This window comes from Pseudomonas sp. BGI-2, assembly GCF_004310295.1.
GTDB lineage: Bacteria > Pseudomonadota > Gammaproteobacteria > Pseudomonadales > Pseudomonadaceae > Aquipseudomonas.
Window position 1 is genome coordinate 50,045 of the sequence record NZ_SISB01000029.1, and the last position, 23,954, is coordinate 73,998.

General features: G+C 58.4%; 24 protein-coding genes and 1 pseudogene. 12 read left to right on the top strand and 13 right to left on the bottom strand.

The genetic code is table 11. From position 1 onward, the window contains the following. The first annotated feature begins 101 nt into the window (after positions 1-101). Both EYC95_RS30670 and EYC95_RS19670 read left to right on the top strand, forming a co-directional pair. Positions 102-530 carry a DUF4160 domain-containing protein gene (locus EYC95_RS30670; RefSeq protein WP_131061841.1) on the top strand — a complete coding sequence of 143 codons (429 nt, stop codon included), beginning with the start codon at positions 102-104 and terminating at the stop codon, positions 528-530. Beyond that, positions 527-973, top strand: coding sequence for a DUF2442 domain-containing protein (locus EYC95_RS19670; RefSeq protein WP_131061842.1), 447 nt, complete (start codon positions 527-529; stop codon positions 971-973). The genes EYC95_RS30670 and EYC95_RS19670 overlap by 4 nt, the downstream gene beginning before the upstream one ends. Before the next feature lie 54 nt (positions 974-1,027). Here the strand turns inward: EYC95_RS19670 and trmA are convergent, their stop codons facing one another. Next, positions 1,028-2,107 (bottom strand): tRNA (uridine(54)-C5)-methyltransferase TrmA, encoded by a 1,080-nt coding sequence (gene trmA / locus EYC95_RS19675; RefSeq protein WP_131061843.1) that lies wholly within the window; start codon positions 2,105-2,107, stop codon positions 1,028-1,030. Then, positions 2,104-3,399 carry an NCS2 family permease gene (locus EYC95_RS19680; protein ID WP_131061844.1) on the bottom strand — a complete coding sequence of 432 codons (1,296 nt, stop codon included), beginning with the start codon at positions 3,397-3,399 and terminating at the stop codon, positions 2,104-2,106. Before EYC95_RS19680 ends, trmA begins: the two co-directional genes overlap by 4 nt. A gap of 214 nt (positions 3,400-3,613) precedes the next feature. Between EYC95_RS19680 and EYC95_RS19685 the strand changes: the two genes are divergently transcribed. After that, positions 3,614-4,072, top strand: a complete 459-nt coding sequence (locus tag EYC95_RS19685; RefSeq protein ID WP_178083847.1) for a DUF4879 domain-containing protein — start codon at positions 3,614-3,616, stop codon at positions 4,070-4,072. A gap of 67 nt (positions 4,073-4,139) precedes the next feature. Then, a complete protein-coding gene (locus EYC95_RS19690; RefSeq protein ID WP_131061845.1) occupies positions 4,140-4,691 on the top strand; it encodes a DJ-1 family glyoxalase III in 552 nt (183 codons plus the stop codon). A gap of 6 nt (positions 4,692-4,697) precedes the next feature. Here the strand turns inward: EYC95_RS19690 and EYC95_RS19695 are convergent, their stop codons facing one another. From EYC95_RS19695 to EYC95_RS19705, 3 genes and pseudogenes are all read right to left on the bottom strand, one after another. Beyond that, the gene (locus tag EYC95_RS19695) at positions 4,698-4,985 is read right to left on the bottom strand and encodes a HigA family addiction module antitoxin (RefSeq protein ID WP_131061846.1); all 288 of its coding nucleotides are present in this window, start codon (positions 4,983-4,985) and stop codon (positions 4,698-4,700) included. Between the two features lie 13 nt (positions 4,986-4,998). After that, positions 4,999-5,278, bottom strand: a pseudogene (locus EYC95_RS19700) (type II toxin-antitoxin system RelE/ParE family toxin). Positions 5,279-5,362: 84 nt separating this feature from the next. Next, positions 5,363-6,601, bottom strand: a complete 1,239-nt coding sequence (locus tag EYC95_RS19705; RefSeq protein WP_131061847.1) for an MFS transporter — start codon at positions 6,599-6,601, stop codon at positions 5,363-5,365. A 419-nt stretch (positions 6,602-7,020) separates the two neighbouring features. Between EYC95_RS19705 and EYC95_RS19710 the strand changes: the two genes are divergently transcribed. Genes EYC95_RS19710 through EYC95_RS19720 form a run of 3 tightly spaced genes read left to right on the top strand, consistent with a single transcriptional unit; the run spans position 7,021 to position 9,699 of the window. Beyond that, positions 7,021-8,463: a cytochrome ubiquinol oxidase subunit I gene (locus EYC95_RS19710; protein WP_131061848.1), complete on the top strand. Its 1,443-nt coding sequence runs from the start codon at positions 7,021-7,023 to the stop codon at positions 8,461-8,463. A gap of 3 nt (positions 8,464-8,466) precedes the next feature. Next, a complete protein-coding gene (cydB, locus tag EYC95_RS19715) occupies positions 8,467-9,474 on the top strand; it encodes a cytochrome d ubiquinol oxidase subunit II (RefSeq protein ID WP_131061849.1) in 1,008 nt (335 codons plus the stop codon). Positions 9,475-9,531: 57 nt separating this feature from the next. After that, the gene (locus EYC95_RS19720) at positions 9,532-9,699 is read left to right on the top strand and encodes a DUF2474 domain-containing protein (protein ID WP_010467474.1); all 168 of its coding nucleotides are present in this window, start codon (positions 9,532-9,534) and stop codon (positions 9,697-9,699) included. A gap of 79 nt (positions 9,700-9,778) precedes the next feature. On the opposite strand, the gene EYC95_RS19725 is transcribed toward EYC95_RS19720, so the two are convergent. Together EYC95_RS19725 and EYC95_RS19730 are read right to left on the bottom strand one after the other, a co-directional pair. After that, positions 9,779-10,903, bottom strand: a complete 1,125-nt coding sequence (locus tag EYC95_RS19725; RefSeq protein WP_131061850.1) for a class I SAM-dependent methyltransferase — start codon at positions 10,901-10,903, stop codon at positions 9,779-9,781. 188 nt (positions 10,904-11,091) lie between these two features. Then, positions 11,092-11,802 (bottom strand): autoinducer binding domain-containing protein, encoded by a 711-nt coding sequence (locus EYC95_RS19730; protein WP_131061851.1) that lies wholly within the window; start codon positions 11,800-11,802, stop codon positions 11,092-11,094. 339 nt (positions 11,803-12,141) lie between these two features. Between EYC95_RS19730 and EYC95_RS19735 the strand changes: the two genes are divergently transcribed. Further along, on the top strand, positions 12,142-12,918 hold the full coding sequence (locus EYC95_RS19735) for a ferredoxin--NADP reductase (protein WP_131061852.1): 777 nt from the start codon (positions 12,142-12,144) through the stop codon (positions 12,916-12,918). A gap of 45 nt (positions 12,919-12,963) precedes the next feature. Here the strand turns inward: EYC95_RS19735 and mscL are convergent, their stop codons facing one another. Continuing rightward, positions 12,964-13,377, bottom strand: a complete 414-nt coding sequence (gene mscL, locus EYC95_RS19740; protein ID WP_131061853.1) for a large-conductance mechanosensitive channel protein MscL — start codon at positions 13,375-13,377, stop codon at positions 12,964-12,966. A gap of 614 nt (positions 13,378-13,991) precedes the next feature. On the opposite strand from mscL, the gene radA reads away from it, so the two are divergent. Further along, positions 13,992-15,359 carry a DNA repair protein RadA gene (gene radA, locus EYC95_RS19745; protein ID WP_131061854.1) on the top strand — a complete coding sequence of 456 codons (1,368 nt, stop codon included), beginning with the start codon at positions 13,992-13,994 and terminating at the stop codon, positions 15,357-15,359. A 133-nt stretch (positions 15,360-15,492) separates the two neighbouring features. Here radA and EYC95_RS19755 read toward each other — a convergent pair whose 3' ends face one another. Further along, positions 15,493-15,861 carry a PilZ domain-containing protein gene (locus EYC95_RS19755; protein WP_131061855.1) on the bottom strand — a complete coding sequence of 123 codons (369 nt, stop codon included), beginning with the start codon at positions 15,859-15,861 and terminating at the stop codon, positions 15,493-15,495. Positions 15,862-16,018: 157 nt separating this feature from the next. Between EYC95_RS19755 and EYC95_RS19760 the strand changes: the two genes are divergently transcribed. The 3 genes from EYC95_RS19760 to yjiA all read left to right on the top strand — a co-directional run bounded on the left by EYC95_RS19760 (position 16,019) and on the right by yjiA (position 19,432). Further along, on the top strand, positions 16,019-18,085 hold the full coding sequence (locus tag EYC95_RS19760) for a carbon starvation CstA family protein (RefSeq protein ID WP_131061856.1): 2,067 nt from the start codon (positions 16,019-16,021) through the stop codon (positions 18,083-18,085). A gap of 14 nt (positions 18,086-18,099) precedes the next feature. Next, the gene (locus EYC95_RS19765) at positions 18,100-18,297 is read left to right on the top strand and encodes a YbdD/YjiX family protein (RefSeq protein ID WP_007895266.1); all 198 of its coding nucleotides are present in this window, start codon (positions 18,100-18,102) and stop codon (positions 18,295-18,297) included. 163 nt (positions 18,298-18,460) lie between these two features. Continuing rightward, entirely contained in the window at positions 18,461-19,432 is a 972-nt protein-coding gene (yjiA, locus tag EYC95_RS19770; protein ID WP_131061857.1) for a GTPase, read from the top strand. A 113-nt stretch (positions 19,433-19,545) separates the two neighbouring features. On the opposite strand, the gene EYC95_RS19775 is transcribed toward yjiA, so the two are convergent. The 4 genes from EYC95_RS19775 to glyA form a co-directional block, all read right to left on the bottom strand. Beyond that, on the bottom strand, positions 19,546-20,235 hold the full coding sequence (locus EYC95_RS19775) for a GntR family transcriptional regulator (RefSeq protein ID WP_131061858.1): 690 nt from the start codon (positions 20,233-20,235) through the stop codon (positions 19,546-19,548). 24 nt (positions 20,236-20,259) lie between these two features. Next, positions 20,260-20,964: a FadR/GntR family transcriptional regulator gene (locus EYC95_RS19780; protein WP_131061859.1), complete on the bottom strand. Its 705-nt coding sequence runs from the start codon at positions 20,962-20,964 to the stop codon at positions 20,260-20,262. Between the two features lie 67 nt (positions 20,965-21,031). Continuing rightward, positions 21,032-22,345, bottom strand: a complete 1,314-nt coding sequence (locus EYC95_RS19785; RefSeq protein WP_131061860.1) for a C4-dicarboxylate transporter DctA — start codon at positions 22,343-22,345, stop codon at positions 21,032-21,034. Positions 22,346-22,625: 280 nt separating this feature from the next. Beyond that, the gene (glyA, locus tag EYC95_RS19790) at positions 22,626-23,879 is read right to left on the bottom strand and encodes a serine hydroxymethyltransferase (RefSeq protein WP_131061861.1); all 1,254 of its coding nucleotides are present in this window, start codon (positions 23,877-23,879) and stop codon (positions 22,626-22,628) included. Between the last annotated feature and the right edge of the window lie 75 nt (positions 23,880-23,954).

The window sequence follows — 23,954 nt, forward strand, 5'->3', positions numbered from 1 at the left end:
AATCTCAAATACGGATTGATCATCCAGCAATCAGCACCAGTTATCAGTTTCTTCAGGGAACGGAGAATCTTCGCAATCTATAACCTAACGGATGGGTTAGCATGAATGTATGCCGCTACAGAGGCTTTTCATTGGTCATCATGCTGCGTGATGAACATTGTCCACCCCATGTCCATGTCGACGCAGGGACGTGGGGCGCACGGTTCAAGTTCAGTTTCTGGCACAACGGCGTCGAGCTCTGGGATGTCGTTCCTCATTCGCAGCGACCGCCCTCGGCGGTTCTGGAGGGATTAAGACAGGCGCTCCGGCAACCTGCCCATTTACGGCGAGCCCGAGGTCTCTGGTGGAGCAAATTGCGCACAGCCTGTCTCGACAATCAGTTGTGGGATTGGGAGGGCAATGAAGTAGTCGTTATGAAGAGGATAGCCAGTACGACGTGCATGATTGGCTCGGCTAGCTACGAGCCTGAAGCGAACAAGACTCTGCTGGCCCTGATGGGGGCACCGGAGGGAGTGGAGATCGAATTATGAAAACGATACAGGCAAGAGAGCAGACGGATCGGCCTGTCACCGAAGAAGCATTGAGCCAGGCCATCGAGCGAGGCGAGGCAAGTCGCCGTAGCGGGTTGAACGCGACGGCGGTCACCTTGTCAGGGCCTTGTCTGGCAGTCAGTTTTGAAGATGGCAGCGGTGTGTTCCTGCCAGTGGGGAACTACTCGGAATTTGATAGTTTTGACGCAGGCGATTTCAATGATTTGAAGGTTGGCTTCTCCGGAACCGCTCTGTGTCATGAAGGCAAGGACCTGCACGTTTCTATCGCCGGAATGATTTCGGCGAGCAAGCCGCTGATGGACATGGCGTCCTCGGTCATCGCCTCGCGAAATGGCCGTCAAAGCAGCGCCGCCAAAGCCGAAGCTGCGCGTGCCAATGGTAAAAAGGGCGGCCGCCCACGCAAGGTTGATACGGCTCTTTGACCGCCCACAAAAAAGCCGTCGTGATGACGGCTGATTTGTATGGACGGCTGCCACTCAACGACGCGTCAACAACACCCCGGATTCCATGTGATGCGTCCACGGAAACTGGTCGAACATCGCGCACTGAGTGATGCGATGGGTGTCGTGCAACTGGGCGATGTTGGCCGCCAGGGTTTGCGGGTTGCAGGAAATGTAGAGGATGTTGTCGAAGCGCCGGGTCAGCTCGCAGGTGTCCGGGTCCATGCCGGCGCGAGGCGGGTCGACGAAGACGCTACCGAACTCGTAACTCTTCAGGTCGATGCCGTGCAGGCGCCGGAACGGGCGGACTTCGTTCAAGGCTTCGGTCAGCTCTTCGGCGGACAAACGCACCAGGGTGACGTTATCCACAGCGTTTTCGCTGAGGTTGCTCAGTGCGGCATTAACCGAAGTCTTGCTGATTTCGGTGGCCAGCACTTTGCGCACGCGGGTCGCCAGCGGCAGGGTGAAGTTGCCGTTGCCGCAATACAGCTCCAGCAAATCGTCCGGGCGATCGCCGAGGGCGTCGTAAGCCCAGTTGAGCATTTTCTGGTTCACGGTACCGTTAGGCTGGGTGAAGGCGCCTTCGGGCTGGCGGTAGCTGAACGTGCGGCCACCGACTTCCAGTTTTTCGACCACGTAATCATGGCCAATCACTTCGCGTTTGCCTTTCGAGCGACCGATAACGCTGACGTTCAGGTCGGCGGCCAGTTTCGATGCCGCCGTGTGCCAGTGTTCGTCCAGCGGGCGGTGATAGCAGAGGGTGATCATCGCGTCGCCGGCCAGGGTGGTCAGAAACTCCACCTGAAACAGCTTGTGGCTTAGCGCCGCGCTCGCCTTCCATGCCGCCTTGAGCTGCGGCATCAACTCATTGATGCGCAGGCTGGCAATCGGGAACTCCTCGATCAGGATCGGCGTGCGTTTATCTTCTTGGGAAAACATCGCGTAGTGACGCTCGCCGCCTTCGCGCCACAGGCGGAATTCGGCACGCAGGCGGAAATTTTTCAGCGGCGAGTCAAACACCGCAGGTTCTGGCGCATCGAACGGGGCCAGCAGGTCGCGCAGGCGCGTGACCTTTTCTTCGAGCTGAACGGCGTAGGCCTGGGAATCGAAAGTCATGCGTTGAACCAACCCAACTTGATCACAAACAAAATCGACAGAATCACCAGCGCCGGGTTCAGCTCACGGCCACGACCGGACAGCAGTTTAATCGCGGTCCAAGAGATGAAACCGAAGGCGATGCCGTTGGCGATGGAGTACGTGAATGGCATGGCCAGCGCGGTGATCACGACTGGTGCGGCAACGGTGATGTCATCCCAGTCTATTTCGGCCAGTCCGGATGTCATCAACACCGCGACGAACAGCAGCGCCGGTGCAGTGGCGAACGCCGGGACGCTGGCGGCCAATGGCGAGAAGAACAGCGCCAGCAGGAACAGAATCGCCACCACGATGGCAGTCAGGCCGGTGCGGCCACCGGCACTCACGCCGGCGGCGGATTCGATGTAGCTGGTGGTGGTCGAGGTGCCGAGCAGCGAACCGGCCATGGCCGCGGTGCTGTCGGCGATCAGGGCGCGGCCCATTTTTGGCATGTGGCCGTCCTTGCCCATCAGGCCGGCGCGTTTGGCGACGCCGATCAGGGTGCCGGAGTTATCAAACAGGTCGACGAACAGGAAGGCGAAAATCACGCTGACCAGACCGATATCCAGCGCACCTTTGATGTCCAGTTGCAGGAAGGTCGGCGCCAGGGACGGTGGCATCGACATCACGCCGCCGAACGGGGTGAAGCCCAATGCGATGGACGCGATGGTCACAACCAGAATGCCGATCAGCACCGCGCCGCGTATGGCGAGCGCTTCGAGGGCGACGATCAGGGCGAAGCCAAGGGTCGCGAGGATCGGAGCAGGTTGCTTCAAGTCACCGAGGCCCACCATGGTGGCCGGGTTGCTGACCACGATGCCGGCGTTATGCAGGGCGATCAGCGCCAGGAACAGACCGATACCGGCCGCAATCGCCGAGCGCAGCGGCAGCGGGATGCTATTGATGATCCATTCGCGGATGCGGAAGATCGACAGCAGGAAGAACAGCACCGCCGAGATAAACACCGCCCCCAGCGCGACTTGCCAGGTGTGGCCCATGTGCAGGACCACGGTGTAGGTGAAGAAGGCGTTCAGGCCCATGCCCGGCGCGAGCGCGATCGGGTAGTTGGCGATCAGGCCCATCACCGCGGAACCGATTGCCGCCGCCAGACAGGTCGCGACAAACACCGCGCCCTTGTCCATGCCGGTCTCGCCGAGAATGCTCGGGTTGACGAACAGAATGTAGGCCATGGCCAAGAAGGTCGTGACGCCCGCCAGAATCTCGGTCCGCACGTTGGTGTTGTGTGCCTTGAGTTGAAACAGCCTTTCCAGCATGTCTGCTCCCCGTGGCGCGCCCGGCGCCGTGAATGTATCGACCTCAACAGCAAAGCACAGACCGTTGAAGGCGCCTGGTAATTTTCTGTGGGTCGGAAAAAGCCGCGCATCATACCAGCAGCGTGGGGTTGTGGCTGCTTATGGCTGTGATCGTCGTCGATGTTTTGCCGTAAAGCGAAGTGAGCCATACTGCGCGCTGGTTTTGGGGGGCGTTATGGATTGCATTAAAAAGTGTGGGGTTGCGGTTATTGGCGTCGCGATGGCGTTGTTGCTGGGGGCGCAAACTGCCTCGGCGGCGATGGCGCCGCGATTGAGCCAGTTGAAAGTGGTCAAGGTCGAATCGCCGGGCTGTAGTTATGAAAACATTGCCGAAGGGCAGACCGAGACGAGTTGCAACCACAGCGGTCCGAGCATCAAGGTCTATGTACTGGAAGTCGGCTACGGTAGTCCCAGTCCGCATGTCGCGCTGGATGGTTTTGAAGTGAACGGCACCCGGACGCCGGTGTGTGCCTTTCAAACCGGCAACCTGACCGAGTGCACGCCTGGAGAAAAAACCGTCGGCTATCTGTATATCTTCAATCTTGCGGGCAAGCAGGACGGGATCTTCACGTTCAGCAACACCTCGATCAATGCACCGGGCGATAAGATGTCGACCCAGCTTTACATCAAGTAACGCCTGCGCTCGAACAAGGGGCAGGAAAGCTGACTACGCTTTAAAGATCATCCTGTGGACCGTGCCCATGACCTTTAGAGCTTTGATTACCCTCGCCGAGGGCATCGATGACCTGCAAACCGTGACCCTGATCGATGTGCTGCGCCGCGCCAAGGTTGAAGTGGTGGTGGCGAGCATCGAAGGGCGGCGCATGCTCACGTGTGCCCGCGGTACCCGCCTGACCGCCGATGCGATGCTGGTGGATTTGCTGGCCCAGCCGTTCGACCTTATCGCGCTGCCCGGCGGAGAGGTAGGCTCGCAACACCTCGCCGCCCATCAACCCCTACAACAGTTGATCAAGGACCAGGCCGCCGCCGGGCGTCTGTTCGCCGGCATCGGTGAATCCCCGGCACTGGCGTTGCAAACCTTTGGCGTATTACGTCAGCGGCGCATGACCTGCCTGCCATCGGCCAGCCATCAATTGTCGGGCTGCAACTTTGTTGACCAGCCGGTGGTGGTGGATGGCAACTGCATCACCGCGCAGGGATCGGGTGCGGCCCTGCAGTTTGCCCTGACGCTGGTGGAGCAACTCTGCGGTAAAGCCACGCGGACGGCTGTGGCGGGGGAGTTGGTGATTTGAAAAGTGTCAGGCGTGAATGGCAATGGGTTCGATAAACGGTTGCTCGCGATGTTCCGCTTGCCAGAGGTCGTAGTCGGCCTGAACCCCTAACCACATCCGCGCCTTGCCAATTCCGGCTCGTTCGAGACGCACCGCCAGATCCGGACTAATCGGCGCGTGGCCATGCAATACGCGCGAAAGATGCGGACGAGCGAACCCCAAGTGGCGGGCCAGCTCAGTGACACTGATGCCTAGCTCGGGTAATACATCCGTCAAAAGCGTTTCACCGGGGTGCGGCGGGTTGTGCATGGGCATGTCCTGCCTCCTGTCAGTGGTAATCCAGATAATCGACCAGTTCGATATCCGAGCCGATAAAACCAAAAAGTAACTCGCCAGTTCCCCCGAAACGCTCAATGACCAGTATTCGGCCACTCACCCCGTAGTGGGTGCAATCGCCATCCCGGCAGGTCGAGGTCGCCAGGCAACGCTGCACGGTCCATGAACTGAAGCATCCGAGACAGACGCTTTGCATGGTCTGCGCGAATCCCGCGAGTCGAACCTGTTTCATAGAAGCCACGAAGGCCTTTGTGTTGAAAGGATTTGATCATGGAGAAAGTGTAAGGCGATACATTACACTTAATGCACTATTTATGTAGTGCACCTGATCGGCAAAACTGTGATCGAAAACTGCTTCAGGCCTTCACTTCTTCCACCGGCACATGCATGCGGTCTCGGTTGGCCAGGGTCGGGAACAGTTTGATCCACGCCCCAGTCACCACCAGCGTGCCAATCCCACCCATGACCACCGCCGGCACGGTGCCGAACCAATGGGCGGTGAGGCCAGATTCAAACTCGCCCAACTGGTTCGAAGCGCCAATGAACAAACCGTTCACGGCGCTGACGCGGCCGCGCATTTCGTCCGGGGTTTCCAGTTGCACGAAGGAGGCGCGGATCACCATGCTGATCATGTCCGCTGCACCCAACACCACCAGCACGGCCAGTGAAAACCAGAACGAAGTCGAGAGGCCGAATGCGATGGTCGCGACGCCGAACACACCGACGGCCGTGAACATCACTCGCCCTACCTTGCGCTCCACGGCAAATCGCGCGAGGTACAGCGACATCAGCAACGCACCAACTGCCGGGGCTGAACGCAACAGGCCCAGGCCCCATGGGCCGGTCAACAGGATGTCCTTGGCGAACACCGGCAGCAACGCCGTCGCACCGCCGAGCAATACCGCAAACAGATCCAGGGAAATCGCCCCGAGAATGTCCGGGCGACTGCGAATGAAGCGGATACCTGCGAGCAACGAATCCAGGGTCGCCTTGCCCTTGTTCAGCGGCGTTTGCCGGGCCGGTAGGTTGAGCATCAGCAAGCAGGCAATGATGTAGAGAATCACCGTCGGGCCATACACCCAGACACTGCCGAAGGCATAGAGCAAACCACCAACGGCAGGGGCGACGATGGTGGCTGATTGTTGAGCCGACTGCGCGGCGGCGACGGCGCGGGGGAACAGCGCGCTGGGCACGATGCTCGGCAGCAAGGCCTGGGTGGTCGGCATCTCGAACGAGCGCGCGGCGCCGAGGAGGAACGCGAGGATGAAGATCATCTCCCGGGTGACATGATCGGTCGCGCTGCCGATGGCCAGGGACAGGGCGATCAACGCTTGCAGGGACTGGCAGATCGCCGCGACCTTGCGCCGGTCATAGCGGTCCGCGACGTGCCCGGTGTGCAGCATGAACAGCACCCGCGGGGCAAACTCCACCAGACCTACCAAACCCAGGTCGAGCACATTGCCGGTCAGTTGATACAGATTCCAGCCGATGGCCACGGTGAGCATCTGAAAACCGCTGGCGGTAAACACCCGAGCCAACCAGAACGCGATAAAAGGGCGGTGATGACGTAATAGCAAGGGCGCTTGGCTGGGCATCTGAGGGCTGGTCTTGAACGAGGGGAGGCCCGAGATTATCACCAGCCTGTAACCAGAAGTTGCAGGTCGGGAAGATTTAGTTAGCTAGACACCGATCTTGAAAACACCGACATCCCCCGTAGGAGCGAGCCTGCTCCCACAGGTAATGTGTTGCTACTGATTACCAGACCTGTGAGGCAACCTGTCACGCGTCAAAAGACCACACCGTCCATCGTTGAAAATGGGACTACTCTTTTATCCATTGCTTGATCCAGATCAAGACCCTATTGGAAATGATCCGGCGGCCAGATGGCCAGACTCCCTACGTTGTGATGCTAGTAAAAAAAGAACGAATTCAAATTCGCCACACTCCATATCCGTGGGGGCAGTGGGTGTAGGCCGCAAGCCTTCAGCCGGTATTACCTGACAGAGGAAGACTTATGTTCGGTTTGGAGGCGCTTGATCTCGCCCGAATTCAGTTCGCATTCACCATCTCGTTCCACATCCTGTTCCCGGCCATCACCATTGGCCTGGCGAGTTACCTGGCGGTGCTCGAAGGCCTGTGGCTGAAGACGAACAACGACACTTACCGCGATCTGTACCATTTCTGGTCGAAGATCTTTGCCGTCAACTTCGGCATGGGCGTGGTTTCCGGGTTGGTCATGGCCTATCAGTTCGGCACCAACTGGAGCCGTTTCTCGGACTTCGCCGGGTCCGTGACCGGGCCCTTGCTGACGTACGAAGTCCTGACAGCGTTCTTCCTTGAGGCCGGTTTCCTCGGTGTCATGCTGTTCGGCTGGAACAAGGTCGGGCGCAACCTGCACTTCTTCGCCACGGTCATGGTCGCCATCGGCACGCTGATCTCGACCTTCTGGATTCTCGCCTCCAACAGCTGGATGCAAACCCCACAGGGGTTCGAAATCATCAATGGCCAGGTCATTCCAACCGACTGGTTTGCAGTGATTTTCAACCCGTCATTCCCCTACCGCCTGATGCACATGGCAACGGCCGCGTTCGTCGCGACCGCCTTCTTCGTCGGCTCTTCGGCGGCCTGGCACTTGCTGCGCGGCAAGGACAACCCGGCGATCCGCACCATGCTCTCGATGGCCATGTGGATGGCCTTGATCGTGGCGCCGATTCAGGCCGTCATCGGTGACTTTCACGGTCTCAACACGCTCAAGCATCAGCCGGCGAAAATCGCCGCGATCGAAGGTCATTGGGAAAATCACGGCGATGAGCCGACCCCGCTGATCCTGTTCGGCTGGCCGGACATGAAAGAAGAACGGACCAAATTCGCGGTGGAAATTCCGTACTTGGGCAGCCTGATTCTGACGCATTCCCTGGACAAGCAAGTGCCGGCGCTCAAGGACTTTCCACCTGAAGACCGGCCGAATTCGACCATCGTTTTCTGGTCGTTCCGGATCATGGTCGGCCTGGGCATGCTGATGATCTTCACCGGTCTGTGGAGCCTGTGGCTGCGAAAAAGCGACAAGCTGTATACCTCGCGACCGTTCCTCTACCTGGCGTTGTGGATGGGGCCGTCCGGCCTGATCGCGATCCTCGCCGGTTGGTTTACCACTGAAATCGGCCGTCAGCCGTGGGTGATCTATGGCCTGATGCGCACGGCGGACGCGTCCTCCAATCACAGCTTCATGCAGATGAGCATCACGCTGATCCTGTTCGTGGTGGTGTATTTCGCGCTGTTCGGTGCCGGTCTGGGCTACATGATGCGCCTGGTGCGCAAAGGGCCGAAGATCGACGAAGGCAAGGAAACCAACGACGGTGGCCCTGGCCAGAAACGCACCCCGGCCCGTCCGCTTTCCGCGGCCGACGACGATGGCGCAGACGCTGACCACAGCCCCAGCCTGACCAAGGAGATTTGAGTCATGGGTATTGATCTTCCGCTGATCTGGGCCGTGATCATCATCTTCGGCATCATGATGTATGTGGTCATGGACGGCTTCGACCTGGGGATCGGGATTCTCTTTCCGTTCATCCCGGGCAAGACCGACCGTGACGTTATGATGAACACCGTCGCCCCGGTCTGGGATGGCAACGAAACCTGGCTGGTACTAGGCGGCGCGGCGTTGTTCGGCGCGTTTCCGCTGGCCTATTCGGTGGTGCTCTCGGCGCTGTACCTGCCGCTGATTTTCATGCTGATCGGGCTGATTTTCCGTGGTGTGGCGTTCGAGTTCCGCTTCAAGGCCAAGGACGACAAGCGCCATCTGTGGGACAAGGCGTTCATCGGTGGATCGATTGCCGCCACCTTCTTCCAGGGTGTGGCGCTGGGGGCCTTCATCGATGGCATGCCGGTGGTCAATCGCCAGTTTGCAGGCGGCTCACTGGACTGGCTGACACCGTTCACCCTGTTCTGCGGCTTGGCGTTGGTGGTGGCTTATGCGCTGCTGGGCTGCACCTGGCTGATCATGAAGACCGAAGGCAAGTTGCAGGAGCAGATGCATAATCTGGCGCGGCCGTTGGCATTCGTGGTGTTGGCGGTGATCGGTATCGTCAGTATCTGGACCCCTCTGGCCCATGCCGAGATCGCGGCTCGCTGGTTTACCCTGCCGAACCTGTTCTGGTTCCTGCCGGTGCCGATTCTGGTACTGGTGACCATGTACGGTCTGATCCGCGCCGTGGCTCGCAATGCGAACTACACGCCATTCCTGCTGACACTGGTGCTGATCTTCCTGGGCTACAGCGGCCTGGGCATCAGCCTGTGGCCCAACATCGTGCCGCCCTCGATCTCGATCTGGGACGCCGCTGCACCACCGCAAAGCCAGGGTTTCATGCTGGTCGGTACGCTGTTCATCATCCCGTTCATCCTGGGTTACACCTTCTGGAGCTACTACGTGTTCCGCGGCAAGGTGACTCACGAAGATGGTTATCACTAGAACGCACGACCATGGCGCAGGGTCGATTCCTGCGCCGTTTCAAAGGAGGTCACGATGATGGCTGGCAAACATTCCCTGGAGGAAATCAAGGCAGCAGAGAAAAAACCGCTTTGGCAGCGGCTCGGTTGGCTGGCCTTGATCTGGGTCGGTAGCGTGGGGGCCCTGTTTATCGTGGCCAGCCTGATGCGCATGTTCATGAACGCCGCAGGTCTGTCCACGCACTGAAACACACGACATTGCCATCCCGTTGCCTTGCGGCACGGATTCAAACCCTCCTGCCACGGAGGGTTTTTTTTATGTGTGATTATTTGCGGGCTTTAAGAATGACGAATTTCGGCGTGGCTGCCACTTGCTCAACGCCACGGAACAGCCGCGCGAGCTTGCTGTGGTAACCCAGGTGGCGGTTGCCGACGATGTACAGCGCACCTCCGGTCACCAAGGCTTCGCGCGCCTGCTGGAACATCCGCCAGGCGAGAAAGTCGCCGACGACCTGTTGCTGGTGAAACGGTGGATTGCACAGCACCAGGTCCAGCGATTGTGCCTCTTGTCCGGCCAGGCCATCGCCAGTGCGCACGATCACGTCACGATCACCCAACGCAGCGCGCCAGTTTTCAGCCGCTGATTGCACTGCCATGAACGACTCGTCCACCAGCGTGTAATGGGCATCAGGGTTTTGCAGAGCGCTGGCAATTGCCAATACGCCGTTTCCGCAACCGAGGTCGGCGACGCGCGCTGTGCCGAGGTTCTGCGGCAAGTGTGGGAGAAAGGCTCGTGTGCCGATGTCCAGCCCCTCGCGGCAGAACACATTGGCGTGGTTCAGCAGTTCGATCGCCGGGGTGTCGAGTTGATAGCGTGAAGGGTAGGGGGACACGGCTGGGGTCTTGGCTTCAGGTGTTGCAATCAGCAGCCGGGCTTTTTTCACCGCCAACGAGGCTTGCACCGGGCCGATGTAACGTTCCAGCAGATCACCCGCGGCGCGAGGCAGGTGCTTGACCATCGCTGCTGCAATCACCTGAGCGCCGGGAGCCAGTTGGCTTTGCAGGCGAATCAGTTGCTCTTCCAGCAAGGCCAGGGTTTTCGGCACCCGGATCAACACACGGTCAAACGGGCCGGTGAACACTTCGTTCGCCGGAACAACCGGCACCGCATCAAATGCCTGGCCGTTGCGGATCAGATTCTTTTCCAGGCCCTGAAAGGCCAGGAAAGAGTCGCCGCTGCTGGTCACCAGGACTTTTCCCGCCAGGCTCGCTGCCAATGCGCCGAAGCTATCGTTGAGCACCAGTACTCGGGTGTCCGCGGCCGGTTGCTGCTCGGCCAGATGATTGAGCAGGTATTCGTCTGCAGCATCGAAAGCTTGCAGCGGTTCGTTCTGCTGTTCTGGCTGACGGATCAGATCGAGTTGGGCGAAGGGTGTTTCGAGCAGGGGCATGAGGCGGGGGCTCTGGGTAGTCAACGGGTGTGTGTCCCGCTGCCTGAAGCGTGAAGCGGGCGGGGCCGTCCGAGTGGACTGCGACGTGATGTTTCACTCGTCATCACTCTGGAGGAACCGCAAATGGTACGTTTTTTTCTTTTGGAATACTCGCGGGTTTTTCGACCTCGGGTATTTGCGCGCACTGCTCAGATCATGCAGGCCCTTGCCGCTGCGATGACGGCGGCGATCTTGTTGTTGACGCCCAGTTTTTTGATGGCGCTGCAGATATGAAAATTTGTGGTGCGTTCAGTAATGTTGAGGATCATGCCTACTTCACATGCGGTTTTGCCATCGGCCGACAGCCTGAGAATCTCGATTTCGCGTGCTGATAAATGAGGTTTGCAGGGATCATTCACGCGTAAAGGCAGTTTTTTTGCGACGAGCCCATGCAGCTGGTGGCTGATGAAGATCGTGTAACCCAGTTTTTCATACAACTCATAGGGGGTGATGGGATCGTTGCTTCTGGCCAGACTGAGCATGCTGCAGAGCCCGCGGTCGCCATGAAGCGATTGCGACCAGCCATACTGCAACCCGAGTTGTTTCTGTGCTTGCCACAGCGTTGGGGTCTTTGAGTAGGCTTCTTCTCCCCACAAAATGGGCAGTGTTGAGTGATTGCAATGAGCTAGTATTGGGTCTATATCGACGTAGTGGTCCTTTTCATATTTCAAGTTCCAGTCGCGTGGGTAGTTATTAAGATTCACTCTCTCGAAGTGCGGGCCACGTGCATGCGAAGTTATTGAAAAAGCGCAAAAATTAAAGCCAAGGTCTTGGACCAGATCAAGTGACATCCGGTATGCAGACTCAATATCCCTCGCGTTAGATATCTGTCTTAATTGTGACTCCATCCACATTTCCATCGATGCAACTCCATGCAGGTATCTTGGGGTGCTGATTGGATCCGAAATCCACCACGCCACGAGTGTAGGATTATTCCTACGCCTGTGTTGCAATTTTTTCGCTCTTGAAAAGACTTAAAAATACAAAACTGGTTCTTAGCCCGGAGCGACTAGTTGCATGTGCCACACCATTCAATTATTTGCACTCGTTTTGTACCTTCTGGTTAATGTTAGGCGACGCCAGATTCAAAACGCAGTAATGACGGCAAAAAGGTATGTTGTCCAAAGCCACTACAAATCGCAGGTGTTTACATCCTTCACTTTGCGGGACACTGGGGCATCCGTTGAATGGAGTACCCCATGACCGCCAGTGCAGAAAAATTCACTCGCCAGACCCTGACCGACGTTCAGCCGATGACCCCCAACCTGTTCACGTTGCGGGTCACCAGAGACCCCGGCTTTCGTTTTCGCGCGGGGCAATTCGCCCGGCTTGGCGTGACCCGGTCCGACGGCAGCACGGTGTGGCGCGCCTATTCAATGGTCTCCTCGCCCTATGACGAGTTTCTCGAGTTCTTTTCCATCGTCGTGCCTGGCGGGGAGTTCACCAGTGAGCTGAGCCGGCTGGAGGTCGGCGATACGCTGCTGATTGACCGTCAGGCCTTTGGTTACCTGACCCTGGATCGTTTTGTCGATGGTCGAGATCTCTGGTTGTTATCCACAGGCACGGGCGTAGCACCGTTCCTGTCCATCCTGCAGGACTTCGAGGTATGGGAGAAATTCGAGCGGATCATACTGGTCTACAGCGTACGCGAGGCCCGTGAGCTGGCTTATCTGGAGCTGATCGCGGGGTTGGCACAGCGCGACTATCTGGCCGATTACGCGCACAAATTGCAGTTCATCGCTACCGTTACGCGCGAGCAGCACCCCGGTGCCCTGAACGGGCGAATCACTACGCTGATAGAAAATGGTGAATTGGAGCGGGTGGCAGGGGTGGCGCTGAGGGCCGAACACTCGCGGGTCATGCTCTGCGGCAACCCACAGATGATTGATGACACGCGCAAATTGCTCAAACAACGCGACATGCACTTGAGCCTCAGTCGACGACCCGGCCAGGTGGCGGTGGAAAACTTCTGGTAAAAAAAACGGCGCCCCGAAGGCGCCGTTTCTGCATGCAATCAGCCTTCAAGGCCGATTGTTCTGTGCTTTGAGCAGGTCACGGATCTCGCTCAACAGCTCTTCTTCCTTGGTTGGAACCGGCGGCAGGGTTGGCGCAACGGCCTCTTCGCGTTTCAGACGGTTGATGGCTTTGACGGCCATGAAGATCGCGAAGGCGACGATGATGAAGTCGATCAGGCTCTGGATGAACTTACCGTAGGCCAGCAGCACCGCCGGGACATCCCCGTTGGCTGCCTTGAGCGTAACGGCCAGGTCACTGAAGTCCACCCCACCGATCAACAGGCCGATTGGCGGCATCACCACGTCGCCGACAAACGATGAAACGATCTTGCCGAACGCAGCGCCGATGATGATACCGACGGCCATGTCGACCACATTACCTTTGACCGCGAAGGCCTTGAACTCACTTATCACGCCCATAGGTTATTTCCTTGTTACAGATGAGGTTGGTGAGCGCAGTGTAATTCAGCAAAACTCATTTTGCTCGAAACAACCGTTTGCGGGGGGGGGCGCTACCATCGACCCGATCGCTGGGGAAAAGTTTATAAAATGCCATCATCGGTGTGCAGGCACCGGTACAGATCTCGAATTTTTTATCTGAGCGGTGCGCGGTGCTGTTCCTTCTTTGATTTGTTGGTAAGCGACCTTTGCTGTGTAGGGGGTAGACAAGATGAAGTCGTGAATGATTGCTTGAAAGTTGGGCGATGTGAAAACTCAATCTGAAAGGAATGGAGAGCTGTCAAAGTAAGCGCTTTGAGTGAATAGGATTTTTACATGAGTATTGCTGTTGGTGCATTGAAATTATGGGTGAGTTGTACATTGGGTATTAAAATATAAAAGGCTTGTACAGATTTGATATTTAATGATTGGCTAAAGATCGATATCTATCTAGGTGAAGTTGTACATTTTCCCATAAGTTATTATTCGTTAATCAATGCAGGGACGACCTGGTTACTACCGAAGGTCCGCTGGTAACTTCACTGCGCTGAGGCAACCCAGCTGAGCTATCATCGCGGTTTTTGCCGGGAGTTCAGATGGCCAAGGCCAAGCGCATGTACGGCTGCACCGAGTGCGGCTCAACCTTCCCCAAGTGGGCCGGCCAGTGCGGCGAGTGCGGCGCCTGGAACACGCTGACCGAAACCATGGTCGAGAGTGGCGGTGCCGCAGCACCCAGCGGTCGCACCGGTTGGACTGGCCAGCAGGCACAGATCAGGACCCTGGCCGAAGTCAGCGTCGAAGAAATTCCGCGCTTCTCCACCGCGTCCAGCGAACTCGATCGGGTGTTGGGTGGCGGCCTGGTGGATGGTTCGGTGGTGCTGATCGGCGGTGATCCGGGCATCGGCAAGTCGACCATTCTCCTGCAAACCTTGTGCAACCTCGCCAAAGTCATGCCGGCGCTGTACGTGACCGGCGAAGAATCCCAGCAGCAAGTGGCCATGCGCGCCCGCCGTCTCGGCTTGCCTCAGGATCAGCTGCGGGTGATGACTGAAACCTGCATCGAAACCATCATTGCCACCGCCCGGGTCGAAAAGCCCAAGGTCATGGTGATCGACTCCATTCAGACGATCTTCACCGAACAACTGCAGTCGGCACCGGGCGGCGTGTCGCAGGTTCGGGAAAGTGCGGCGTTGCTGGTGCGTTATGCCAAACAGAGCGGCACCGCGATTTTCCTGGTCGGCCACGTAACGAAAGAAGGCGCATTGGCCGGCCCGCGAGTGCTGGAACACATGGTCGATACGGTGCTGTATTTCGAAGGTGAATCCGATGGGCGCCTGCGTCTGCTACGCGCGGTGAAAAACCGTTTCGGCGCCGTCAATGAATTGGGCGTTTTCGGCATGACCGACAAGGGCCTGAAAGAAGTCTCCAACCCGTCGGCGATTTTTCTGACCCGGGCGCAGGAGGAAGTGCCGGGCAGCGTGGTCATGGCGACGTGGGAAGGGACGCGACCGATGCTGGTGGAGGTCCAGGCGCTGGTGGATGACAGCCACTTGGCGAACCCGCGTCGGGTCACGCTGGGTCTGGATCAGAATCGCTTGGCGATGTTGCTGGCGGTGCTGCATCGTCACGGCGGCATTCCGACTCACGATCAGGACGTCTTCCTCAACGTGGTCGGCGGGGTGAAGGTTCTGGAAACGGCCTCCGACCTGGCGTTGATGGCAGCGGTCATGTCCAGTTTGCGCAACCGGCCGTTGCCGCATGATTTGCTGGTGTTCGGTGAAGTCGGGCTGTCGGGCGAAGTGCGCCCGGTGCCGAGTGGCCAGGAACGCTTAAAGGAAGCGGCAAAACATGGCTTCAAACGCGCCATCGTGCCCAAGGGCAATGCGCCTAAAGAAGCGCCGCCGGGGTTGCAGATTATTGCTGTCACCCGGCTGGAGCAGGCCCTCGACGCATTGTTCGAATAACCTTCCAGATAGAACACAAAACCCTGTGGGAGCGGGCTTGCTCGCGAAGGCGGACTGACATTCATTAATGATGTGGTCTGACACACCGCCTTCGCGAGCACCGCCGCTCCCACGCTGGATTAGCGTTGGGTCTTTAGATTTCGATCAAAGCGCCCAATTCGCGCTCCAGCTCCTCGGGATCGCCCAGGTTGAATTCGATCAACCGCCTCAGGCGCTCGATAGATTCCAGGCTGATGTGTTTGCAGACAAAACCGAGCTGGCCATGATCATCGTGGGTCAACATCACATCCATCTTGATCTCGACCTCTTCGTTGAGATGAATATCGACCAGGAAATGCCAATCTGGATTGCCCAGCCACGGCTCGGGCTTTTCGATCAGCAGCCCCTTGAGTGACAGGTCGATCAGCTTCACCGGCCAGATGAATTCCCCCTGGCTTAGCTCGGTTCGGGCATCGAACGCAATACGTTTGAAGCGGCGGCGATCGGCAGGGTGTTCGCTCATGGCGCAATCCTCTAGATGTTCGCTGACTATAGACCCGCATTGTCAAAGGCTGCCAGCAAAGTGAAGGCTCAACCAATGTCGGGGTATGGCCTTTGCGGCCGTTAGCGCTAAACTCCGAACGGCTGTCTTTCTTGTCCACCCTGGCTGGAATCATAAAATGAAAAACAATAATAGCCTGCTACGCCACTTACCCTGGCTGCTGCTGGCAGTCGTAGGGGCGTGCGCCCTTGGTGTAGTGGCATTGCGCCGAGGTGAGGCGATCAACGCCTTGTGGATTGTGGTCGCTGCCGTGGCCATTTATCTGGTTGCCTATCGTTACTACAGTCTGTTCATCGCTAACAATGTGATGCAACTCGACCCGCGACGGGCCACCCCCGCCGTGCTCAACAATGATGGTCTGGACTACGTCCCCACCAATAAACACATTCTCTTCGGTCACCACTTCGCCGCCATCGCTGGCGCGGGGCCGCTGGTCGGTCCGGTCCTGGCGGCGCAGATGGGCTATTTGCCCGGCACGCTGTGGCTGATTGCCGGCGTGGTGCTGGCCGGTGCCGTTCAGGACTTCATGGTCCTTTTCATGTCCACCCGCCGCAACGGCCGTTCCCTCGGCGACATGGTTCGTGAAGAAATGGGCCGCATCCCCGGCACCATCGCGCTGTTTGGCTGCTTCCTGATCATGGTCATCATCCTCGCGGTGCTGGCGCTGATCGTCGTGAAAGCCCTGGCTGAAAGTCCTTGGGGGATTTTCACGGTCATGGCGACCATCCCGATCGCGATGTTCATGGGCATCTACATGCGCTACATCCGTCCGGGCCGCATCGGTGAAATCTCGGTGATTGGCGTATTGCTGTTGCTGGGTTCGATCTGGCTGGGCGGGCAAGTGGCTGCCGATCCGGTGTGGGCCAAAGCGTTCACCTTCACCGGCGTACAAATAACCTGGATGCTGATCGGTTACGGTTTTGTTGCCGCTGTGTTGCCGATCTGGCTGATTCTGGCACCGCGTGATTACCTGTCCACGTTTCTCAAAATCGGTACCATCGTGGCGTTGGCGATCGGCATCCTGATCACCATGCCTGACTTGAAAATGCCGGCGCTGACCCAGTTCATCGACGGCACCGGGCCGGTGTGGAAGGGCGGTCTGTTCCCGTTCCTGTTCATCACCATTGCCTGTGGCGCGGTCTCGGGTTTTCACTCGCTGATTGCTTCGGGCACCACACCGAAAATGTTGGATAACGAAGTCAACGCCCGTTACATCGGTTACGGCGGCATGCTGATGGAATCCTTCGTCGCCATCATGGCCATGGTTGCCGCGTCGGTAATCGAGCCAGGCGTGTATTTCGCCATGAACAGTCCGGCGGCCATCGTCGGCAGTGACGTGGTGACTGTGGCACAAACCGTCAGCAGCTGGGGTTTTGCAATTACCCCGGAAGCGCTGCAAGCCGTGGCCAAGGATATTGGTGAAACCACCGTCCTGGCCCGTGCCGGCGGTGCGCCGACCCTGGCAGTCGGTATCGCGCAGATCCTGCACAGTGTGCTGCCAGGTGAAAACACCATGGCGTTCTGGTACCACTTCGCGATTCTGTTTGAAGCGCTGTTCATCCTGACCGCAGTCGACGCCGGTACCCGTGCCGGCCGATTCATGCTGCAGGACTTGCTCGGTTCCTTCGTGCCGGCGCTGAAACGCACCGAATCCTGGACCGCCAACCTGATCGCAACCGCCGGTTGCGTGGCGATGTGGGGTTGGTTGCTGTACCAGGGCGTGATCGATCCACTGGGCGGCATCAACACCTTGTGGCCGTTGTTCGGTATCTCCAACCAGATGCTGGCCGGTATCGCGCTGATGCTCGGCACCGTTGTGCTGATCAAAATGAAACGCCAGCGCTACGTCTGGGTGACCATGCTGCCAGCGGCTTGGCTGCTGATCTGCACCACCACCGCAGGCTTCATCAAGCTGTTCGATGCCAACCCGGCGATCGGCTTCCTGTCGCTGGCGAAGAAATACAGCGATGCCCTGGCCAACGGTCAGATCCTCGCCCCGGCCAAGGACATCACTCAGATGCAGCACGTGATCTACAACGCCTACACCAACGCAACGCTCACCGCGCTGTTCCTGTTCGTGGTCTTCAGTATTCTGTTCTATGCGCTCAAGGTCGGTATTGCCGCCTGGGGCAGCAAAGAACGTACGGATAAAGAAGCACCGTTCCAGGTGTTGCCGGATGCGTAATCGAGGAATGCACGATGTTCAATGACCTGAGTCGCCTCGGTAAATACCTCGGTCAGGCCGCGCGCCTGATGGTCGGCATGCCCGACTACGACAACTACGTCGAGCATATGCAAACCAAACACCCGGATAAACCGGTGATGAGCTACGAGATGTTCTTCCGGGAACGCCAAGAGGCTCGTTACGGTGGCAAGGGTGGGCCGAAGTGTTGTTGACCCGGTTGTCGGGTTAACAGCAGTTCCTGTGGGAGCTAGCCTGCTAGCGATGACGGCTGAACATTCAACATCACTGTTGATTGACAGTCCGCCATCGCTAGCAGGCTAGCTCCCACATTTGTTTTTGTATTGAATTCTCATTTTGTGAAACAGGAGATTCCAGTTGTCCTCTCCCATCCCCGTCACGATCCTCAGCGGCTTTCTCGGCGCGGGCAAGACCACGCTGCTGCGCCACCTGCTCAAAACCGAGCACGGCCTGAAAATCGCCGTGATCGAGAACGAATTCAGTGATGCCGGTATCGACACCCAGCTGTTGGGCGACGAACCCGTGCAAGTGATGACGCTGTCCAACGGCTGCGTCTGCTGCACCATCCACACCGACCTGACCAAGGCGTTGTACCTGCTGCTCGAGCGCCTGGACAGCGGCGAAATCGCCTTTGACCGTCTGGTGATCGAATGCACTGGCCTGGCCGACCCGGCACCGGTGGCGCAAACCTTTTTCATCGATGAAGAGCTGCGCGAGCGTTATATCCTCGACGGCATCATCACCCTGGTCGACGCGGCGCACGCCGACACTCACCTGACCCAAACCATCGCCCAGGCGCAGATCGGTTTTGCCGACCGCTTGCTGGTGAGCAAACGCGATCTGGTGGACGACTCGACTTTTACCGCGTTGAGCGAGCGCCTGACCCGCATCAACCGTCGCGCACCGATTCGCGTGGTCGAGCACGGCAAGATCGATCTGGCCGAATTGCTCGACGTGCGCGGTTTCAATCTCAATGCCGACCTTGGTGGCGGCGTCAGCCTGCGCCCGGTGAGCAAAGCGCCGTCCATCGACCGTATTTCCAGCCTGGTGCTGCGCACCGACAAGCCACTGGATATCGACAAACTCAGCGAGTTCATGAACGAACTGCTGGAAGACCATGGCAAGCAACTGCTGCGCTATAAAGGCGTTTTGAACATCCTTGGTGAGCCGCGGCGGATGGTGTTTCAGGGGGTGCTGAAGCTTTACGGATTCGACTGGGATACAGAGTGGGCGGACGATGAAACGCGGGAAAGCGTGATCGTGTTTATTGCCGATGATTTACCGGAAGAGAAAATTCGTGAGGGGTTTGCGCGGGTGGCGGCGGATTGAAAGATGTGTTTGTCCGTAATGATGCCTTCGCGGGCAAGTCGGATCGCCGCACCGCTCGCTCCTACAAGGGCTGCGCAGTACCTGTAGGAGCGAGGCTTGCCCGCGAAAGCGATCTAAACAGCAACACGATTCTGGCGCGATATCGATTGTGAGTTCAGCAATACCGCCTCCAAATGATCCAGATGCCGGCTCAACAATGCCTCGGCAGTCCCTGCATCCCCACCCTCCACCGCATTCACAATGTCCTCATGCCTTTGCCACCCGCAATATCCCTCCACCTGCGCATCAAACTGCGCAATCGCCAGCGATGTCAGCGGCACCAGACTGCCGAGAAAATGCGCCAACGGGGCATTCCCCGCCATTTCCGCCAACTGTAAATGAAACTCCCCCGACAACCGAATCGCCGGGCCACGCGCTGTGCAGTGGCGCTCGCTTTCGATCAGGGCATGCAGGCGATTCAAGTCTTGCGTACGAGGTTGTCGGCAGGTCAGTCGCACCAGGGTGATCTCGGTCAGCCGCCGGGCATGCAACGTCTGCCGGGTCTGCTCGGCATCGAGCGTGGCAACGCGGGGCCGATGGTTCGCCCGAAGGACGATGATCTGCTGATGGGACAGGCGCGTCAGCACGCCACGAATCTCACTGCGTCGAACGCTGAACATTTGCGCCAGGCTCTCTTCCGTAAAGCGACTGGCTGCATCAATGCGCTGTTCGAGAATGGCGTCGAAGATCCGCGAATAGAGATCATCCGCCCGCGATGGAAAGGGCAGGGCAGTGAGTGTTTGCGGTGAGGCGAAGCTATTCATGGCCTGTCTCCAATTCGAAGCTGTTTAACTGCCGAGGTTGTCGTCCGGGATATTCAATTCGATGCCCATCCGCTGGCCTTCCCGAAGGATGTGCCGACGCATCTCGGCGCTGGCCTGGGCGCTGTTTTTGCTGCGTATCGCCCGCACCACGGCTTCGTTCTCCTCAAGGCGTTCGGCCAGATGCTCTGGCGAATTGCGCAGCACTTCGGCGCTTTGCTTCAGGGCGTTACTGGTCTGCTGCACCACGCTCTGGAAAATCGGGTTCGAGGTCAGCGTGAACAACTCTTCGTGGAAGGCGATGTAGGCGTTCACCCCGGCCTCGCTGTCGCTGGCCTCCAGCGCTTCGCGCATGTCCATCAGGGTCAGGCGCAGTTGCCCGACTTCCTTGCTGCTGATCGATTGCGCGACCAGGCCGACGATAAACGGCTCGAGGGTGTAGCGCAGTTGCAGCACGTCTTCCAGGCTGGCGCCGGCCACCGCGCTGTCGTGGCTTTGGCTGTCGCTGAGATGGGCGTCCAGCACCACCACGCCTTTGCCGGGCATCGAGCGCACCAGGCCAAGGGTTTCCAGCACGATCACCGCTTCACGCAGGCTCGGGCGGCTGATGCCCAGTTGTTCGGCCAGTTCACGTTGCCCCGGCAGCATTTCGCCGGAGCGCCACTGACCACGGGCCAAAGCGGCCCGGAGTTTTTCTACGACTGAGTTCACAACGGTCGACGAGGTAATCACTGTTCGCTCCATGAGCATCCAAAACGGTTGATGACCGTGCCTGCCTGCAGGCAGGCACGGCGATTGTTCAAAATTCCTGCTGATGCGCCGGGGCAACCGGTTTTCTTGGCTGGAAGGTATAACCCACTTGGCCGGAAAGCACTTTGTTCGCCCGTTGAATATCGATGTCCTTCTCCCAGCGGGCGATGGCCACGGTAGCGACGCAGTTGCCGATCAGGTTGGTCAGCGCCCGGCCGATGCCCATGAACCAGTCCACCGCCAGCACCAACACCAAGCCCACCACCGGAATCGCCGGGATCGCCGTGAGTGTCGCCGCCAGAATCACCAGTGCCGAACCGGGAATCCCGTGGGCACCTTTGGAGGTGATCAGCGAGACCAACAGAATCGTCAGCAAATCAGTCATGGCCAGCGGCGTGCCGGTGGCGTTGGCGATGAAGACGATGGCGAGGGTCAGGTAGATCGAGAAACCGTCGAGGTTGAACGAGTAGCCGGTAGGAATCACCAATCCGACCGTCGAACTGCCGATGCCCAGATGCTCAAGCTTGCGCATGATTTGTGGCAGCACGGCGTCGGAAGAAGCGGTGCCCATGACGATCAGCAGTTCTTCACGCAGGTACTTGAGCAACGGCCACATCTTCAGGCCCGAAAGGCGCATCACCAGGCCGAGAATCAATGTCACAAACGCCACACAGGTCAGATAAAACAGGCCAACCAGGTTGCCCAAGTGCTGCAGCGAATCCAGGCCATATTTGCTGGTGGTGAAGGCGATGGCGCCGAACACGCCGATCGGCGCGAGGCGCACGATCATGCCCATGATGCGGAAGATCACGTGGCTCAGCTCATTGATCAGCCGGGAAATGCCGGAGGCCGCTTCGCCCACCAGGTTCAGTGCGCTGCCGAACAGTACCGAAAACAGCAGCACTTGCAGAATATTGTTCTCCGCGAAGGCGCCGATCACCGAGGTCGGGATCAGGTTCATCAGGAACTGGGAGGTGGTTTGCATGTGCTGACCACGCTGGGCGATGTCGCCCATGTCGGCAGCGGAAAGCTGATCCAGATGAATGTTCGCACCGCTGCCGATCCCAGTGGTGAAGGCGAGCACCAGGCCAATTACCAGGGCAATGGTGGTCAGGATTTCGAAGTAAATCACCGATTTCAGGCCGATGCGGCCGACTTTCTTCAGGTCGCCGGCACCGCTGATGCCGCTGACCACTACGCAGAACACGATCAGACCGATGAGCATCTTGATCAGTTTGATGAAACCGTCGCCGAGCGGTTTGAGCTGGGCAGAGTATTCAGGAAGGGTCAGCCCGCAGACGATGCCGAGCACCAGTCCGAGAACCACTTGGAGGAAGATTGAACGCGAGCACCATCTGAGCATGGGGGAATCCTGGTCGGTGTCCTGGCTGCCGTGCGCTTGAGTGGGCGCATCAGATTAAGGACTTAATTATTGTGGTCTTACCGGTATGTCCAGTGCAGACGCAGTCTAGGCGCTGTTTTTGGGTGATCGCAAGCGGAAATTGTGCAATTGGCATGACCGGTCTTACCAGTTGAGCGCAATAGCCCGACCTTGAGCCTTTTCGCCCTTTGAAAATAATCCAGACGAAAAAAAACCGGCCATCACGTGGCCGGTTTTTCAGTGCTGCGGTTCAGCAGTGCAATTAAGCGCCGTACACCGGCAGCTTCTTGCAGATGGCCTTGACCTTCTCACGAACGGCGTCGATCACCGCTTCGTTGTTCAGGTCAGCCAGGATGTCGCAGATCCAGCCGGCCAGTTCTTTGCACTCTGCTTCCTTGAAGCCGCGAGTGGTCACAGCCGGAGTACCGAAGCGCAGGCCGGAGGTGACGAACGGGGAGCGTGGATCGTTTGGCACGGAGTTCTTGTTCACGGTGATGAACGCTTTGCCCAGAGCGGCGTCGGCGTCTTTACCGGAGATCTCCTGCTTGATCAGCGACAGCAGGAACAGGTGGTTTTCAGTACCGCCCGATACCACGTCGAAACCGCGCTCGATGAACACGCCGGCCATGGCCTTGGCGTTCTTCACCACTTGTTGCTGGTAAGTCTTGAACTCAGGCTGCAACGCTTCTTTGAAGCAGATCGCTTTGGCGGCGATCACGTGCTCCAGCGGGCCACCCTGGGCGCCCGGGAATACGGCGGAGTTCAGCTTCTTCTCGATGTCGGCGTTGGCGCGAGCCAGGATCAAACCGCCACGTGGACCGCGCAGGGTCTTGTGCGTGGTGGTGGTCACGACGTCAGCGAATGGAACCGGGTTCGGGTAGACGCCAGCGGCGACCAGACCGGCCACGTGCGCCATGTCGACGAACAGGTAGGCGCCAACCTTGTCGGCGATTTCGCGGAAACGCGGGAAGTCGAGGATCTGCGAGTAGGCGGAGAAACCGGCCACGATCATTTTCGGCTTGTGTTCAACCGCCAGGCGCTCGACTTCGTCGTAGTCGATCAGGCCATTGGCGTCGATGCCGTACTGAACGGCGTTGTACAGCTTGCCGGAGGAGGAAACGCTGGCGCCGTGGGTCAAGTGACCGCCGTGGGCCAGGCTCATGCCCAGGAGGGTGTCGCCCGCTTGCAGCAGGGCCAGGTAAACGGCGCTGTTGGCTTGGGAACCGGCGTGCGGCTGAACGTTGGCGTAATCGGCGCCGAACAGTTCCTTGGCGCGGTCGATGGCAAGCTGCTCAACGATGTCGACGAACTCGCAACCACCGTAGTAGCGCTTGCCCGGGTAGCCTTCGGCGTACTTGTTGGTCAGTACCGAGCCTTGAGCTTCCATCACCGCTGGGCTGGTGTAGTTTTCCGAAGCGATCAGCTCGATGTGTTCTTCCTGGCGCTGAGCTTCTTGCTCCATGGCGGCAAAAAGATCGGCGTCGTACTTGGCAATAGTCAAATCACGGCTGAACATGGCGGTCCTCAAGGATCGGGGCAGAAAGGGGGGCATTCTAACCCAATGGGTTTTAGATGGCATATGAAAGGACAT